Consider the following 16,758-nt stretch of genomic DNA (forward strand, 5'->3'; position numbering starts at 1 on the left):
GCCATTATTCGTGGAATTGCCGTTCGTCGCTGGCGGTAAGTGGACGGTAGGCGCCGTTGCGGTCGATCCACAGGGAGCGGATCAGCATCGAGAGGAAACTCTCGACCTGCTTCTCCTTGCCCTCGGCCATGGGAAGCAGCTCGGCGGAGCGTCCGTTAAGCGCCACGGTCACGCATTCGAGACCCTAGACGGAGGCTTCCCGCCGGCGGAAGGCGCTCGGGCAGCATCCGGTTGCTTTCTTGAAGGCCTTCGAAAAATGAAAGGGATCGAAGTAGCCGAGCGAGGTTGCGATGGCTTCGAGCGAAAGGTCGGTGCGCAGGAGGAGCATCTTCGCCTGCGAGACACGCATGCGGCTGCGGTAACGGACGGGAGATTCCCCGGTCGCGGATTTGAAGGCCTTCCTGAAGGTCTCATATCCCAATCCGGACATGCGTGCGGTTTCCTCGAGAGAAGGTGCCGCCGCGCCTGCAGCAAGCGCCTGGCAGGCCGATTCCAACCACGGAGGAGCATCGGAGCGGAGAGACTTCGCCGCGAGCGCGTCGGCAATGAGATGATGGATCTTCGCAGCGATGCCGCAGGCATCCGCCTTGCTGGTCGCTGGCGTGAGAAGCTCAAAGAAGCGTGGGGACCATTCGGACAAGGGTTCGAGCGCCCAGACGGGCTGGGCGGGGCTAAGCCCATGCGCCGCCCAGCCCTCGAAGGCCGCTCCTTCAAAGGCGATGAACACCTCATTCCAGTCGTCTCCCGCCTCCGGACCGTATTGATGAGGAACGTCCGGAAAGACCGCGATCAGATCGCCGGCCTGGACCCGCCGGTCAGTTCCCAGTTTGTCCCTGAACCGTCCCCGTGAAGATCCCAGGAGAAGGACCAAAGCGTACATTCCATAGACCCGGAAGCGGGTGAACCCCGTGCCGCCGATACCATGGAGATGCCCCCCGTAGATTCGCGAGCCAATGGGCGACTTGGCATCACAGAAGGAAAGGATGCCGGGGATGCCGAGGTGAATATCCATGAACCATTTCATACATGAGAAATACCGGGGCGTCCATTCCCAAGCCGTCCCGCTTCCGGCATCGTCGCCGAGTCTATGGAGGCCATCCGAGGATTAGATTTTCATGGCAGGGATCGTGTGTCGGGGCCCGGATTATTCCACCGGCCGCGGTCGCTGGCTTTTCCGATTGCAGGTGTCTTGGCATTGGCATGCGGAGCCGCTTTGGCGGAGGTGGCCCTCATCGATCTGCGTTGCGAAAACCGGATCGATCCACTGGGAGTGGATGTCGCGATTCCCCGCTTCTCCTGGAAGATGACTTCGGAAGCCCGCAATGAGGGGCAGACCGCCTATCAGATCGTAGTCGATGGAGTTTGGGATTCCGGAAAAGTCGATTCGAGCCGGTCGGTTCTGGTGGAATACGGCGGTCCGGCCTTGATCCCCACGACGGACTACCGCTGGAAAGTAAGGGTGTGGGACGCGGCGGGAAATCCCTCCGAATACAGCGAAACCGCCGGATTCTCCACCGGCATCGAGTCGTGGAGTGCAGACTGGATCGGCCTCGATGAGCCCGCCGCCACCGAGTACTTCGGAGCCGCGCGCTGGATCTGGTATTCGGAAGGAAACCCCTCCTCCAGCGCGCCGGTCGGGACGCGTTTCTTCGAAAGGGCATTCGAGCTCGATGGAGCGCCCGAAGGGGCGACCTTGCTGGTCGCCGCCGACGATGCTTACGAGGTGTTTATCAATGGCGAGCTCGCGGGTTCGGGAGACAAGTTCAGCGATCCCGGCCGGTTCGATGTCGCTTCCCTGCTTCATCCGGGAACCAACCTCATTCGGGTGAACGCTGCTAATGTGGGGGCGGCGCCAAATCCAGCGGGCTTGATCGTCCGGCTCTCCGCCGTGGTGTCGGGATCTGCCGTGGAGCTCGTCACGGATGCCTCCTGGAAGGCGAGTCAAAACGGGACCGAATGGGCGGCGGCCCACGTGATGGGTGCCTATGGATCCGCTCCATGGGGCACCATGGACACGCGCGAGGTTCCCGCCCGCTACCTGCGGAAAGAGTTCGGGACGGAGCCGGAGAAGGAGGTCGTCCGCGCCACGGCGTATGTCTGCGGACTGGGTTTCTTCGATTTCTTCCTGAACGGGGAGAAAGTCTCCAATCATGTCATGGATCCCGCCCTGTCGGACTATCGGAAGGCCGCTTACTACGTGACCTTTGACGTGACGGAGAAGATCCACTCCGGCGCGAACGCCATCGGTGTGATCCTCGGCAACGGGCGTTTCATGGCGCCCCGCACCAGAACGCCCGCGGCCACCCAGACCTTCGGTTTTCCCAAATTGCTGGCTCAAGTCGAGATCGAGTACTCCGATGGATCGAAGCAGACCGTCGTCAGCGACGCCAGTTGGAAGATCACCGACAACGGCCCGATCCGCTCGAACAACGAGTACGATGGCGAGCACTACGACGCCCGCATGGAAATGCCGGGCTGGAACGAGACGGGCTTCGACGCATCCGGATGGAAGGACGTCGAAATGGTCGCCGCACCGGGAGGAGAGCTTGTCTCGCAGCTTATCGAGCCGATGAGGGTCACCCGGGTTGTCGAGCCGGTTTCGATTTCGAGCCCGTCTCCCGGAACTTACATTGTCGATATGGGCGAGGCGTTCTACGGGACAGTCAGGTTGAAGGCGAGTGCGCCGGCGGGAACAACGGTGAAGATGACGAGCGCTTACAGTCTGCTTCCGGACGGGAACCTGAAGACGGCCGACAACCGGGACGCGAAGTGCACCGACCAGTACATCTTCAAGGGCAGCGGCCTGGAAGTCTGGAATCCACGTTTCAAGGGGCAGGGTTTCCGCCGCGTGGAAGTCACCGGCTTTCCGGGAGAACCTGCGTTGGAGAACTTCGAGGCCCTGGTCATTCACACCGATGTCGAGATGGTGGGCTCTTTCGAGTGTTCGAATCCACTCATCAACGACATTCACGCATCCCTCCTCCGCGGCGCGAAAATGTTCCTGCGCAGCGCTCCGCTGGACCCCGACCGCGACGAACGGCAGGCATGGATGGGCGATTCGTCGAAGAACGCCGAGTTCGAGGCATACAATTTCAACGTGGCTCCCTTTTACTCGAAGTGGATGGACGACGTGCAACGATCCCAGCGGGCCGATGGCAGTATCCCGGACGTGTCCATGTATTGGGACTGGGGAGAGGGAGTCGAGTGGCCGGCGGTCTTCACCATCATCCCGGACTGGTTTATCGATTTTTACGGCGACAGCCGGGTGGCCGGCAGCCACTACGAGGCGATGAAGACGTGGGTGCTGGCGATGCGCCGGCATGAGGAGCCGGATGGAACCCTCAGGTCGAGCAGCTATGGCGATTGGTGCGACGTTTCGACGATGTTCAAGACCAGCAACGCCAACGGGGCGACTCCGGGGGATCTGATTTCATCGGCCTATCAATACCGCAACTACCGGATTATGGAGCGGCTGGCGGAAAGAAGCGGTCTGGCCGGGGATGAGGCGCTGTTCGCCGGACTGGCATCCCATTTGAAAGGAGCCTTCAACGCGAGATTCTTCGATTCCGCAACCCATGTGTATCATGGCGACACCCAATGCGCCTATGTCCTTGCCCTGCAATTCGGGCTGGTTCCCGACGAACATCGGCAGGCGGTGATCGACAAGCTGGTGGACCATGTGATGCTCCGCAACAAGGGGCATCTGTCCGTTGGCTTGATCGGGATGCAATGGCTGATGCAGACGCTGACCGATGTCGGGCGCCCGGATGTTGCCTGGAGCATCGTCACGCGGACCGAGCGGCCGGGCTGGGGCTACATGCTCTCTAAGGGAGCCACCACGATCTGGGAGCGGTGGGACGGCGATACCAAGGACGGCGTGATGAACAGTGAGTCGCTGCTGATCCTCGCCGGGAACCTGGACGGATGGTTCTATCAGACTCTGGCCGGCATCCGCCCCACTTCGGAGGGATTCAAAACCTTCGAGATCCGGCCCGAGCTGCTCGGGAACCTGGAATGGGCCAAGGCCGAGTTCGATTCGCCGCATGGCTTGATTGCCAGCCATTGGACGATCGATTCTCCGCAATCGGTCACACTCGATGCCAAAGTGCCTGTGAATACCAGTGCCATCATTCATTTCCCCGTGACGAAACTGAGAAACGCGGTCATCCGGGAAGGCGATCTGACCTTGTGGAAAAACGGCGAGTTTGTCGGAGGAGATTCCGCCATCAGGTTCGATGGAGCGAATGAGCACGAAGTTCGTTTTTCAGTGGGGTCGGGCGGCTACCGGTTCAGAGCATCGGGATGGCCGGTCCCTTCATCCGGATTCTCCGTGATTGTGGACGACGACGATCCGGGCGCGGCTTTCACCGGAGATTGGACTCGAGCCACCGGTACCGAGGCCGACCAGCGTTATGGTTTCAGCTTTCGCTATGCCCCTTCCGGGGACGGCTCGATGACGGCGAAGTTCCGGCCTGTCCTTCCCGAGTCGGGGAATTACCGGGTTTATGCGCTTTGGACGACCCACGCGAACCGCGCGACGAACACCCCTGTCACCATCCGTCACGCGGGCGGCGAAACCGTGATCACGGTGAACCAGGAATTGAACGGAGGAGTATGGAATGAACTGGGAACGTTCGAGTTCAACGCGGATAATCCTGGTTTCGTGGAAATTACGAACGCCGCGAATCAGTATGTGATCGCCGACGCCGTGAAATTCGAGCGCGTGGTGGACGAGGGTGAGGTCTCCGCTTACGATGGCTGGATTCGGGGGTTTTTTCCGGCGGAAAGCGATCCGGAGGTCATCGGTAGGCATGCGGATCCGGATGAGGACGGGGTTTCGAACCTGCTCGAATTTGCATTGAATGGAGACCCCGGGGATGGCGGCGACAGGGGGCTTGTCCGGCTCATTCCCGGAAGCTCGGGGACTGAACTGGGGGTGGCCGTCTTGCGGGAAGGGCAGTTAACAGAACTTCCGGAGGGTCCCATACGGATCGAGGCGACGGATGCCGGGATCACCTACTTTGTGGAAGGATCGATCGATCTTGTGGACTGGACGCTTCCGGTAACCCGCCTGAGGACGGCGGATCATGCGTTCGGGGAGCTGCCGGATCTTGGCACCACGCCGTGGACCTATCATTCCCTAAGTCTGGATCATCCGGGAAGTGGGGAAACGCCCGAAAAGGGATTCCTCCGGGTCCGGGTCCCGAATCACCCGTGAAGTCCTCCCGTATTTGAAATGCGAGAGGCGATAATTACATGTTATTTACCAGAACATCCATTTACCGGTTCGTGATTCTGATTTATGGATTCCATGATTCCAGAATAACGGATTACGTGCTCACTTTTTATATACCAAAGAATAATCCGGAAACCGGCAAACCAACAATATAAGATGAAAAATGCACTCCTTGCTCTAGGCCTCTCATTGGCGGTCACTCCGCCCGGCGGAGCCGCCGTCATCATCCCCCTGACGAATCCCGGATTCGAGGATGATGACGTCCCGGTGGATACTTATACATCAAGTTCGACACGTCCTGTTGGCTGGCCCGATGGAGCGGGCAGTTCTTACATTGCCGATGGCACGGTATTCAGTTTGAACGGTATCCCTGGCGCGCACGGCGGCGATCAGTATATGGTGCTGGCCGGTGGGGGAAGCAATATCAGGCAGGACACCAGCTTGGCATGGTCCAGCGCCCAGGTTGGCGATGTGTTCACAATCTCGACCTGGGCCACCAGCCGCAGCGACATTGAGCCTGGAACCATTACATTCTGGATCAACGATACGGATCAATCGAACTTCCTTCATAGTCAAAATTTCGGTGTGATCGAGGGTTCCTTATCGGAAACGCCCGGAACATGGTCCTTGATCTCCTGGAGCTATACGGTGACGGAGGAAGCTCTTAACGCAGCCGCTTCGGGAAGCTGGGATGCGGTTGAAATTGGTTTCGGACATACGGGTGGAGGGCAGACGGCATTCGACGACATCACCTTCACTTATACCCCGATTCCCGAGCCATCCACCTTGCTCGGAAGCGTTATCCTGGCGGGAGGCATGCTTTTGCGCCGCCGCAGGCAACCAATTTCAGAACTTCAACAAGTTTGAAAATGAACCCGGAAGCAACAAACCGCACTCCCTTCGCGGAGTGCGGTTCGCTTGCCTAGCCGGCATCCTTTCGCAAGGTAGTGCCTCGGGGAACGATTACCCGGTGGAGGGAGCAGTCTGGATGCTCACGGCCCTTGGCCGCAAAATAGGTTTTTAGCGCGGTTCATGATAGAACATATCGTAAAACATACACGGCCTTAAACAAAGGATGCAACGCGCTTTTCAGCGTAAAATATTTATTCAGAATGTTCCAATTTCACCGCTCCCGTCTCGTTTTCCTCCTCGTCAGTCTTGTCGAAGTCGCCACGGCATCCGCCGCCGAACTTCTCTTCAAGGACGACTTCAGCGCCCATGGAACTTCAAGCACCGATCTGAACCTGAACCTGCCGCCGGAGAACGGCGACCCGCATCCTTCGGACCGGGTGAGACAGGGCGGCCCGCTGGGGACCTGGCGCTGGACGAAAACCGGCGGCGGAAACGACAGCCAGATCGGCAATGGCAGTACCGATGCCGGACAGGAGGGGGCGCCCTCCTACCCCGATTACCTTCTGCTCGCCTATTCCGGCGCGGCGACCCTGCAGCTTCCCCTCAATGAATCCCTTGCGGCCGGGAAACCCCTCACCATCCGCATGCGCCTGGGGACGGCGCTTCCGCCGGGCTACACGGATGACTCCTGGTGGCTCGCCGTCCGGCTGGGCGATGCCGGCAGCTACTATCCGGTGGTCGGTGGGGCGGCGGACTTCGCTTTTCTGTACCGGATCAACAAGGCCATCCAGATGTTTGCCACCGGCAGCGCGGGAGTCGAGTATCCTGCGATGGGTTCGGCGGACTTCGCGCTGGTGCTTTCCGACGAATCGGGCGTGGGTTCGGCCTTCAGCGGTTATGGATCAAGGATTTCCATCTACAACGGCGGGCGTCTGGTCGATACGTTCCAGACCGAACAACTGACAGAGGAATACCTCAACCTGTCGGTGCAAAATGCCTTCGCCTCGGTCGATGAGCTTGCGATCGAGCGGGGTGTTCCCGAGGATCTTTCGCCCGCGCTGCGGCTTGTCGATGCGGAGATCGAGCCGGGGGACGGCACAGCGCGGCTCACGTGGAAGTCGAGGCCCGGGGCTTCTTATCGCATTTACACTTCCGACACGCTCGGGGCATGGGCTCCGATCGGGCAGGAAGTGGAGGCGGCGGATGAAACGGCTTCCGCCACGGTGGAGTTTCCGGGCGACCCAAAGCGGTTCTTCATCGTCGCGGATGCGGAGATGGTCTTCCCGCTGGTCTTCAATGGGGAGGCAGTCGTGCATGATCCCGAGGAGAAGACCGTGGTGATGTCCGATGCAAATGGGGCGCTGATGATACGCCTGAACTATGCGGAGGGCTGTGCGCTGGACCGGGTCCAGGTCAACGGCCGGGAAACCCTGGCGGACGGTGGCGTCCGCACGGGCATCCGTGCGGGAGGGGATCTCGTGACTTCGCGGGATCTCGACGCTCTTCCGACTGTGGCGGTGACCGGCGATGAAGTGACGGTCAGCGGGATCCGGCTGGATGCGGGTGGCGTCGCGGCGGAGGAAACTTGGAGCTTCAGGCCGGAGGCGGATCGCATCGTATGGGAGGTCCAGCGGAACTACGAGTCCGGTGGAACGATCGAGGACACGCTCTTTCCGGCGTGGGACTTCAAGAATCGTTATGTCTGGACCGCGGGCCTACTGGATACCGGCGGCGTCGCCTGGTCGAGATATATCGGAGCCGGGACGACCTATGGCGCCCATGCCTCCGCGGTATCGTTCTGGAGGGATGACGATGCGTTCCTCATCGAAAGCGAGCCCGGATCCGGCGCCCATGCGGCCGCACGGTTCTCCCACCTTCCGAGTGGGTCCTACTCGCTCGTTCAATCCGCCACCCCCGTACCACTGGCTCCGAAACATTTTCTCCGCCGCTACATCCAAGGGACCGACCTGTGGGCGCCCTTCGATCAGGAGGCCGGACGCATATCGACCCGACTCGAACTGAGGGCGGTTCCGGAGAGGGAACTCCGCGACCGGGGGGATTTTCAGGGAGTCGATGGCAAGGTTGTGGGGGATGTGCTGGATACGATGGGGCGATACGGTGTGATCGACCGCGAACTCACCGGAGGAAACGGGTGGCTCACCGGCTATATTTGCCTTCACGAGCCCTTCTTCGGAATGATCGCGCTGGCCATGGGGAGCGAGGACTACACGGCCAACGTTGCCGCCTCGCTCGATTCGTGGAGGCGGCTTGCGGTGCAGCCCGACGGCCGCGTTCTGCCACGGTGGAAGGTCGATCAGGGCGACAACATCGTGCCCGGCACGTACACGGCTGACGGCTTCTACGAGGTGGGCTGGGGTTATCTGCTCGATTCGCAGCCCGACTTCGTCGCGAACGTCAGTGAGGTTTTCGACCTGACCGGCGACCTGGCCTGGCTCGCCCAGCAGAAGGTGGCGTGCGAGGGGGCCCTCGATTGGTTGCTGGCGCGCGATGCCGATGATGACGGGCTGGTGGAAATGATCAACGGCACCCATTTGGACGGAAAATCCAGCGACTGGATCGATATTGTCTGGGCCGCCGGCGAGAACGCGTTCGTCAATGCCATGCTTTACCATGCCCTCGTGCTATGGAGCGAGCGCGAGGAGATCCTCGGCGACCCGGACAGGGCGGCGTTTTACCGGGAGAAGGCGGCGCGGTTGCGGGCATCCTTCATCAAGGAGATCGATGACGGCGGATTCTGGGATCCGGCGAAAGGTTGGTTCGCTTACTGGCGGAACACCACCGACGGACAGGTTCACGGCGACAATCTCGTCACGCCCGTGAATTTCGCCGCCGTCGCCTACGGGCTGGCGACTCCGGAGCAGGCGGAACATGCGTTGACGGCGATCGAGGACCGCACGTCCGCCGAGGATCTTTTCCACTGGCCCCTGTGCGTCGAACCCTTCGCCGCGGACGAGGGCGGCGGAGGGGCTTTCCCGACTTACGAAAACGGCGACATTTTCCTCTCGTGGGGGGAACTCGGAATCCGCTCCTTCGCGCGGACCCGGCCGGAGATCGCACTCAAATACGTCCGCCGCTTACTCGATCAGTACCGGAACGACGGGCTCTCGCACCAGCGTTACGCCCGCGTCAGCCAAGCGGGCCTCGGCGACGACATCCTCGCCGGCAACTGCCTCACGATCGTCGGCCTCTACCGCGATCTCCTCGGCGTGCGGCCGCAGTGGAACCGGCTGATGCTCGATCCACATCTCCCCCCCGGACTGGAGGGCTCCGTCCTCCGCTACCGCCTGCGCGGAATCGATTACCGGCTCAGCCTCGGGACGGTGGAATCAACCGTTGAGGGCGATGGCTTTTCCGCAACGGCGGCGACTCCTTTCGCGGTGTCGCCCGGTGCGGGAGATGTAAAATGGTATGCCGGTACCGGCGGCGCGGTCTCGCTCGCCATCGGGCGCACGAGCGGGGAAACGGTGGGCCTCCGGGTGACTGAATGGCCCCGGGAGGGGGACGGCGAGCGCCGTTGGGAGGTGGATCATTCGCGGCCGGGCGGCGCTGTGGAACAAACGCTGCATGGTCTGGTGCCTGGGAGAGCCTACCAACTAGAGATCGATGGAGCGGCGGGAGCAGACCACTTGGCGGACGATCAGGGGGAAATCCATGTGGTGGTACCGACCGGGAAGCATGAGTTGAGGCTCGTCCCCGCGGGTTCCTGAGGCGGGCAGCGGGGACGATGCCCGCCCGCGATCCTCTCCGCCGGGACGGAACTCCTCACCCTATGTCCCGTAGCACGAGGTCGCCGGCCGCACTTTGGCGACGAGCTCCCGAGCGATGGTCTGTCCTGGGCGGTGGCGCTCTCCGGGGCGTGGGAGACAACGTTTCCGAACCCCAGATCGTAGGTGGGGTCGATCTTCGCCCCGGCGGTGGCACCATGATGGTTTCCATGGGCGGGAAAGGAGGTGGCGTTCGCCTTGGACATGACTTGGGAAGAGGGGCCCTCAATGAGGATCCTGCGGACAGCGCCGCCTCCGATCGCATCGCCAGTCTCAGCCGGGTGGGAGTTCTCAGGCAGGAGCGTCCAGAAAACAGCAGAGTTCCGGCAGGTGACATGGCGCGGGGGCGTTTGAGCCATTGACGCTCAGTAGCCCAAAAGCACGAACGAAGCCCAGTCGATGGGGGATTCGTAAAGTCGAAGGTCCGCGTGATCTGGAGGCAAGGATGGGAGGGCCACAGAAACAGGCTCTCTGGAGGGTCCGGAAACGCGAGAATTTCTCAGCAAATTCGTCCGGTGGCACCGTCCTATCTGAGATCCCGCTCTCACAGCACGTCAGGAAAACCAATCGCGCATTGAGCCTCCACGAGGGAGATGCTCTTAGGCGACTCATTTCTAGCTTGGCAGGGGAGGGCAGGTGAATGCCGGAGTCGGCAGGAAACACCCAGTCGTAGCTACCGTGGCAGGCGACGTGGTTGCCTCCACAAGCAGGGGCTTCAGATGATCAAGGGCCTCCCTCAATTCGTTCGTTCGCTGGGTTTGCTCACCGAGCCGAACCAAGGCGGTCGCCAAGTTTGCTTGAATTTCTCGCCGGTACGACGAAAACCGGGGTTCGCTCATCAGAGCCCACGACTGTCTGAGGTCGTCCACGCCGTCCTCCAGGCTCTCCAATGAGGCGTTGAGCTCAAAGCGGGAAGCCCGGCATCTTCCCAGGATCTCCAGTAAGTTTGCTTCTGTTTGTATCAACCCCAGCCGCTGGCTCTCAGGCTTTCGCCGGAGAGCGAGAAGAAATGAGGTGAGGCCAGCTTCGCAGTCGTCCAACAGCTGGATGTTTCCGGCAGCCATTCCGCTTTGTAGCATCTGCTCAAGAATCGTGAGCTGATTTTCACCGGCAGGCATCATTCGTTCGTTGTGTAGCGTAGAAATGGTCAGCTCGCCCGGTGCCAATGACCACAGGGAAAGCGGTCTTCTTGGCCGATGCGTGAAGTTTTTTTCCAGGGCCACCGGCAGGGTAAACGCGCCAGAGCTCGTCAGACGAATCTGCCCATCTTCTGCCCATCTAAGCCCGATGGGGCCAAACAAAAAGGGGTTACGGACTGCCGTAACCCCTTGAAAAGAGAGTGGTGCTCGAGGGGGGATTGCCTGCGGCCATGCCAGCGTGCGGCCTGCGGCCGAAGGAACGACGCTCTCTGCGTTCGCTCGGGATCATTCGAACCCGGAGGCTCCGGGACCGCTGCGCGGCCCACTCCGCCTGGGTTCTCGTCCCCCCTCTGTCTTTTAAGGAAAAGGAAACCCCCAAGGCCGGTAGGGCTCCTGAGGGCGAGAGAGAGTTGAAAGATGGTGCTCGAGGGGGGACTCGAACCCCCACGGATTGCTCCACTAGATCCTTAGTCTAGCGCGTCTACCAATTCCGCCACCCGAGCACTTACTGATTGGTGGGCCGCGGATTTATGGGGGCGGACCCGTGATGGCAAGAGAATCTTTCCGATAAAGTGACGTTTTTCCGAAAGTTGGCTCGGGGCTTGCCAGTTCCTGCTTCGGGGCAAGCATGTCGCGGGGCCATGGAGTCGATTCGAGCCGAGAGCATCATCAAGAAATTCGGAGCGGTCACCGCGTTGGACGGGGTGTCGCTCGAGGTCCGGGCCGGAGAGCTGTTTTTCCTCCTCGGTTCGTCCGGATGCGGAAAAACCACGCTGCTGCGCTCGATCGCGGGGCTGGAAACGCCGACTTCCGGCAGCATCCATTTCGGCGACAAGGACGTGACCCAGCTGCCGCCGCACAAACGCGAGGCGGCCATGGTTTTCCAGAGCTATGCGCTGTGGCCGCACCTCACGGTCGGCAAAAACGTCGCTTTCGGCCTGGAGGAGCGGAAGGTGCCCAAGGCCGAGATCGAGGAGCGCGTGAAGCAAGCGCTGCAACTCGTCCACCTCGGCGCGATGATCGACCGCGGCGTCGACCAGCTGTCCGGCGGCCAACAGCAGCGCGTGGCACTTGCCCGCGCGCTGGTGGTGCGACCGCGCTGCCTGCTGCTCGATGAACCGCTGTCCAACCTCGATGCCAAGCTCCGCATCGAGATGCGCCGGGAGATCCGCCGCATCGTCAAGGAAGGCGGCCTGACGGCCATCTACGTGACCCATGACCAAGAGGAAGCGCTCGAGATGGCCGACCGGATGGCGGTGCTGAACGCCGGCCGGATCGAGCAACTCGGCACGCCGGAGGAGGTCTATCGCTCGCCGCTCACGCCCTTCGTGGCGGGATTCATCGGCGAAACGAACCTGATCAAGGGGCGCATCCAGGAGGTTCGGGATGCCTTCGCCATGGTGGAAACGGCGGCCGGGCCGGTGGTCGGGCGTCTGGTCACCCACGATGACGATCCTGCCAAGGCGAACGACGAAGTGGTGCTCTCCGTGCGTCCGGAAGCCTGGTATATCGACGGCGATGGCGGCAACTCGGTCGAAGGAGTGGTCCGCGACCGCAGCTATCTCGGCAAGACGATCCGCTACACGGTGGAAACCGCGGTGGGCGCGCAGCAGGTCATCCAGCTCAATCCGGAAATGCTGCTCACGCCCGGCGAGGGGCGGGTGAAACTCACGGCCCGCCACGGTGACGTGGTGGTGATGAAGGCATGATCAAGCGCCTGTTGCCCATCCTGATCCTGTTGGCGGTCATCGTGGCGGCACCCCTGGTGCTGCGCCGCGACACGGAGGTGGCGCAGACCGCGGCCAACGCCGACCGGTTGGTGATCCTGACTCCGCACAACGAGTCGATCCGACGGGAGTTTGGCGAGGCCTTCGCCCGCTACTGGAAGGAAAAAACGGGCGACGCCCTGTTCATCGACTGGCGCTCGCCCGCGGGCGGCGGCGAAATCCAGAGAGTGCTCGACTCCGCTTTCGCCGCGGCCGAGGACCTCGGCAAGGAGGGAACCGAATATGATATCTTTTTCGGCGGCGGCGAGCATGACTTCCGCAAACAGGACTCGCTCGGGCGGCTGGCGAAGCTCGACGTCTTCGACACCCATCCGGAGTGGTTCAACGACGCGGTCGTGCCGGCCTCATTCACCGGCCAGACCTTCTACGATCCGCAACACCGTTGGGTCGGCGTGTGCGTCTCGCAGTTCGGCATTCTCTACAACAAGGACGCGCTCGAATGGATCCACCAGCAGCCGCCGACGCGCTGGGAGGATCTCACCCACGCCGCCTACTTCGGACGGCTCGCGCTGGCTGATCCGACAATGAGCAGTTCGGTGATGCAGTCATTTGAAATGATGATCCAGGCGCAGATGCAGGAGGTGCTGCACAAGAAAGGCGACAGCCCGGCGTCCCGCGCCGAAGGCTGGGATCGAGGCATGCGCCTGATCCTCAACCTCGGGGCCAACGCGCGCTACTTTTCGGACTCGTCGAGCAAGATCCCGCACGACGTCGCCCTCGGTGATGCCGCCGCCGGCACGGCCATCGATTTCTACGGCCGCACCATGGAGGAGACGGTCGCCCACGCCGGCACCAGCCGGCTGAAATGGATCGCGCCGATCGGGGGAACGCCGGTGAGCGTCGATCCCGTCGCCGTCTTCCGGGGAGCGCCGAACGCGGCGATTGCGCAGGAGTTCGTCAGCTTCTGCCTCAGCGAGGAGGGCCAACTGCTGTGGAACCGCAAGCCCGGCACCCAGGGCGGGCCGGAGTCGAAGCCGCTGCGCCGGCTGCCCGTGCGGCGCGACCTTTACACGCCGGATCGCCTGGTCGACTTCACCGATCCCGATGCCATGCCCTTCGAGCGAGCCGGCCGCTTCGTGTATCGCCCGGAGCTCACCGGGGCCGCCTTCAACGCCTTGCGGTTCGTCATCAAAGCCATGTGCATCGCCTCCCATGACGAGTTGACCGCGGCTTGGAAAAGAAGGGTCGTCGATGGCGGCGAGGATCCCGCCCGGCTCTTCGACCTGAGCGAGGTTTCCTACGACAAGGTGATGAACGAGTGGGTGCCGCTGGTAAAGAACGGCAGCAAGATCGAGATCAGTCGCCGCAGCACCGATCTGGGCAAGCATTTCAAGGCGCAGTATGAGGCGATCCTGGACGGGAAGGAGGCCCGGCCATGATGAAACGCAAGCATGCGTTGACGGTGGTCACCCTCGTCAGCCTGATCTTCCTGGTATTCTTCATCTACCCGACGCTGTCGGTCCTTTCCGAGGCCTTCCGTGATCCGGATGGCGGCTTCACCGTCAGCTTCGTGGCCGAGGTGTTCCGCGATCCGGTCTACATGGAGGGCTTGTGGAATGCCTTGTTGCTCGGGGTGGTGAGCACCCTGGCCACCTTCGTCATCGCCTTCCCGCTGGCGCTCATTTCCCACCGCTACGATTTCTTCGGGCGGAAGATCCTCGGCGTGCTGATCCTGATCCCGCTGGTGCTGCCGCCCTTCGTTGGCGCCATCGGCCTGACCCGCGTGCTGAGCGTCACGGGCTCGCTCAACTCGCTGCTCATCGACCTCGGTCTGATGGAGGGCGATGCCCGCTTCGACTGGCTGGCCCACGGGCGCTTCTGGGGGATCGTGGTGATGAACGCGTTGCACCTTTACCCGATCCTCTACATGAACATCGCCGCGGCGCTGGCCAATCTGGACCCGGCCATGGAGCAGGCGGCGCAAAACCTCGGCTGCCCGCCGTGGCGGAGGTTGTGGCGGATCACCCTGCCGCTGGCCATGCCCGGCATCTTCGCGGGCGGCTCCATTGTGTTCATCTGGGCCTTCACGGAGCTCGGCGTGCCGCTGGTGTTCAACTACACCCGCGTGGCCCCGGTACAGGTGTTCCAAGGCATCAAGGACCTCAGCGGAAACCCCGCGCCGTATGCGCTGGTGGCCATCATGCTGCTGGTTTCCGCGACCGTGTTCGGAGTGACGAAGTGGTTCTTCGGGCGCTCGACCAGTGGCGCGCAGCCGCGGCCGAAGGGGCGGGGGAGCGAGGAGAAACTGCCGCCGATCAAGTCCTTCGCGGCCGCCGCCCTTTTCCTCGGCGTGTTTCTCGTGGCCTCGGTGCCGCACGCCGGCGTGCTGGCGCTGGCGCTGTCCGAGGACTGGTATGATTCGATCTTCCCGGCCGGCTGGACGCTGGCCCACTTCTCCGAAGCGCTCGGCGATCCGCTGGTGGTGCCGTCGATCGAGAACAGCCTGCTCTACGCCTCGGTCGCCACGCTGGTCGCCGCGGTTCTCGGGCTGGCGATCGCCTGGGTGGTGGTGCGCAGCGACATCCGCGGCCGGATGATCCTCGACGCGCTGGTCATGTTGCCGCTGGCCGTTCCGGGGCTGGTGCTCGCGTTCGGCTACCTGGCGCTCTCCCAGGAAGGAAAGCCGCTCCATTTCATGGTCAAGCTGGCCGACGGCCCCGCGCTGTTGCTGATCGCTGCCTACGCGGTACGACGCCTGCCGTACGTCGTGCGCGCGGCGGTGGCCGGCCTGCAGCAGAGCAATCCGGCCATGGAAGAGGCGGCGCGATCGCTCGGGGCCGGGCCGTGGCGGACCTTGCGCCGGGTTTCCATCCCGCTGATCGGGGCCAACGTCGCCGCCGGTGCCATCCTTGCTTTCGCCTTCGCCATGCTCGAGGTCAGCGACAGCCTGATCCTCGCCGAGCAGGCCCAGCATTACCCGATCACCAAGGCGATCTACACGCTGCTCGGCAACCTCGGCAACGGCCAGGAGCTGGCCGCCGCGCTGGGCACCTGGGCGATGGTGTTCCTGGCCACCGCCATCATCGGGGCGACCCGGCTGGCCGGAAAGAGCGGGGGCCTGTTCAAGATGTGAGGCCGCCCTTGCGGGCCCGGTGCTCGGAGGGCCGCCAGCCGAACCATTGCTTGAAGGTGTTCGAGAAGGTGAACGGGTTCTCGAAACCCACCTCGTGCGCGATGACCTCGATCTTGTCGTCGGTATCGGAAAGCAGTCGCATCGCCCGCTGGAAACGAAGATAGGTGAGATGCTTCATCGGGCTGCGGCCGAGCTCCTTTTTGCTCAGCCGCCGCAGGTGCTCCTCGCTGACGCAGGCGATCGATGCCAGCTCGGTCAGGCTCCACGGATGCTTCAGGTCGGCCTCCACCGCCTGCCACACCCGCCACAGCCGCGAGTCGCTCATGTGCGGCTGGGCGAAGCTGACCACGTAGTGGTGGATCAGCTCGACCCAGTGATGCATCGCCGACGGCGCCGCCGTGCCGGAGGCCTCGGCGTGCAGCCCGATGATCGCCGAGCGCAGCGGCTCGCATCCGAAACGACCGCTCACCGGCGAGTTCGAGGACAGGATGGGCACCCGCTCGCGGTCCTCGTGGTAGCGCACCCAGGCGAACTTCCAGGTTTCACCGCCATCGACCTTCAGGGCATTGGTCACAAAGGGCGGCTGCAGGCAGGCCTCGCCCTGGCGCACGCGGATCCAGCGGCCTTCGGAGAGCACCCGGCCTTCGCCCGAAAAACAGGCCAGCATGAAGGTGCCGCCCTGGTTGTTGCGGATGATCTCGAAGGGCGGCGTGGCCTCCATGATGCCGACGTGCGCGATGTCGTGCTGGCCCAACAGCGGACACAGCGCGCTTTCCTGCAGCCACTCGCGGCGGTCCGACTCATCCGCCCTGACCACGTGGAAACGCGGCGCCGCGCCGAAGATCTCGATGTCGGTCGTGGGCAGCGGCTCGGGCATGGCGGAAAA

The 16,758-nt window shown here is 62.5% G+C and carries 10 protein-coding genes and 1 tRNA gene; 6 read left to right on the forward strand and 5 right to left on the reverse strand.

Annotation, left to right across the window (positions count from 1 at the left end):
- Positions 1-4: 4 nt before the first annotated feature.
- Positions 5-172, reverse strand: a complete 168-nt coding sequence (locus tag ABXH26_RS18995; RefSeq protein ID WP_353568686.1) for a hypothetical protein — start codon at positions 170-172, stop codon at positions 5-7.
- A 12-nt stretch (positions 173-184) separates the two neighbouring features.
- The gene (locus ABXH26_RS19000; protein ID WP_353568687.1) at positions 185-1,024 is read right to left on the reverse strand and encodes a helix-turn-helix domain-containing protein; all 840 of its coding nucleotides are present in this window, start codon (positions 1,022-1,024) and stop codon (positions 185-187) included.
- 63 nt (positions 1,025-1,087) lie between these two features.
- On the opposite strand from ABXH26_RS19000, the gene ABXH26_RS19005 reads away from it, so the two are divergent.
- From ABXH26_RS19005 to ABXH26_RS19015, 3 genes are all read left to right on the forward strand, one after another.
- Entirely contained in the window at positions 1,088-5,218 is a 4,131-nt protein-coding gene (locus ABXH26_RS19005; protein ID WP_491850102.1) for a family 78 glycoside hydrolase catalytic domain, read from the forward strand.
- Positions 5,219-5,392: 174 nt separating this feature from the next.
- The gene (locus tag ABXH26_RS19010; RefSeq protein WP_353568688.1) at positions 5,393-6,103 is read left to right on the forward strand and encodes a PEP-CTERM sorting domain-containing protein; all 711 of its coding nucleotides are present in this window, start codon (positions 5,393-5,395) and stop codon (positions 6,101-6,103) included.
- 245 nt (positions 6,104-6,348) lie between these two features.
- Positions 6,349-9,816 (forward strand): hypothetical protein, encoded by a 3,468-nt coding sequence (locus ABXH26_RS19015; RefSeq protein WP_353568689.1) that lies wholly within the window; start codon positions 6,349-6,351, stop codon positions 9,814-9,816.
- A 671-nt stretch (positions 9,817-10,487) separates the two neighbouring features.
- On the opposite strand, the gene ABXH26_RS19020 is transcribed toward ABXH26_RS19015, so the two are convergent.
- Both ABXH26_RS19020 and ABXH26_RS19025 read right to left on the reverse strand, forming a co-directional pair.
- Complete coding sequence (locus ABXH26_RS19020) at positions 10,488-11,096, reverse strand: hypothetical protein (protein WP_353568690.1); 609 nt, start codon at positions 11,094-11,096, stop codon at positions 10,488-10,490.
- A 334-nt stretch (positions 11,097-11,430) separates the two neighbouring features.
- Positions 11,431-11,515 (reverse strand) — tRNA-Leu (locus tag ABXH26_RS19025).
- Between the two features lie 138 nt (positions 11,516-11,653).
- On the opposite strand from ABXH26_RS19025, the gene ABXH26_RS19030 reads away from it, so the two are divergent.
- The 3 genes from ABXH26_RS19030 to ABXH26_RS19040 are packed head-to-tail and all read left to right on the forward strand — an operon-like array spanning position 11,654 to position 15,872.
- Positions 11,654-12,721 (forward strand): ABC transporter ATP-binding protein, encoded by a 1,068-nt coding sequence (locus ABXH26_RS19030; protein WP_353568691.1) that lies wholly within the window; start codon positions 11,654-11,656, stop codon positions 12,719-12,721.
- Entirely contained in the window at positions 12,718-14,178 is a 1,461-nt protein-coding gene (locus ABXH26_RS19035) for an ABC transporter substrate-binding protein (RefSeq protein WP_353568692.1), read from the forward strand. The genes ABXH26_RS19030 and ABXH26_RS19035 overlap by 4 nt, the downstream gene beginning before the upstream one ends.
- Complete coding sequence (locus ABXH26_RS19040; protein ID WP_353568693.1) at positions 14,175-15,872, forward strand: ABC transporter permease; 1,698 nt, start codon at positions 14,175-14,177, stop codon at positions 15,870-15,872. Before ABXH26_RS19035 ends, ABXH26_RS19040 begins: the two co-directional genes overlap by 4 nt.
- On the opposite strand, the gene ABXH26_RS19045 is transcribed toward ABXH26_RS19040, so the two are convergent.
- Entirely contained in the window at positions 15,862-16,749 is an 888-nt protein-coding gene (locus tag ABXH26_RS19045) for a helix-turn-helix transcriptional regulator (protein WP_353568694.1), read from the reverse strand. The two genes, ABXH26_RS19040 and ABXH26_RS19045, sit on opposite strands and share 11 nt — an antisense overlap.
- Between the last annotated feature and the right edge of the window lie 9 nt (positions 16,750-16,758).

Origin of the sequence: Haloferula sargassicola, from assembly GCF_040362925.1 — a bacterium.
In the GTDB taxonomy this organism is placed as follows: domain Bacteria; phylum Verrucomicrobiota; class Verrucomicrobiia; order Verrucomicrobiales; family Akkermansiaceae; genus Haloferula; species Haloferula sargassicola.

Excerpts from the sequence above, each read along its gene's own strand:
- ABXH26_RS19000 (WP_353568687.1), bottom strand. The coding sequence starts at position 1,024 with ATGAAATGGTTCATGGATATTCACCTCGGCATCCCCGGCATCCTTTCC.
- ABXH26_RS19005 (WP_491850102.1), top strand. The coding sequence starts at position 1,088 with ATGGAGGCCATCCGAGGATTAGATTTTCATGGCAGGGATCGTGTGTCG.
- ABXH26_RS19010 (WP_353568688.1), top strand. The coding sequence starts at position 5,393 with ATGAAAAATGCACTCCTTGCTCTAGGCCTCTCATTGGCGGTCACTCCG.
- ABXH26_RS19015 (WP_353568689.1), top strand. The coding sequence starts at position 6,349 with ATGTTCCAATTTCACCGCTCCCGTCTCGTTTTCCTCCTCGTCAGTCTT.
- ABXH26_RS19030 (WP_353568691.1), top strand. The coding sequence starts at position 11,654 with ATGGAGTCGATTCGAGCCGAGAGCATCATCAAGAAATTCGGAGCGGTC.
- ABXH26_RS19035 (WP_353568692.1), top strand. The coding sequence starts at position 12,718 with ATGATCAAGCGCCTGTTGCCCATCCTGATCCTGTTGGCGGTCATCGTG.
- ABXH26_RS19040 (WP_353568693.1), top strand. The coding sequence starts at position 14,175 with ATGATGAAACGCAAGCATGCGTTGACGGTGGTCACCCTCGTCAGCCTG.
- ABXH26_RS19045 (WP_353568694.1), bottom strand. The coding sequence starts at position 16,749 with ATGCCCGAGCCGCTGCCCACGACCGACATCGAGATCTTCGGCGCGGCG.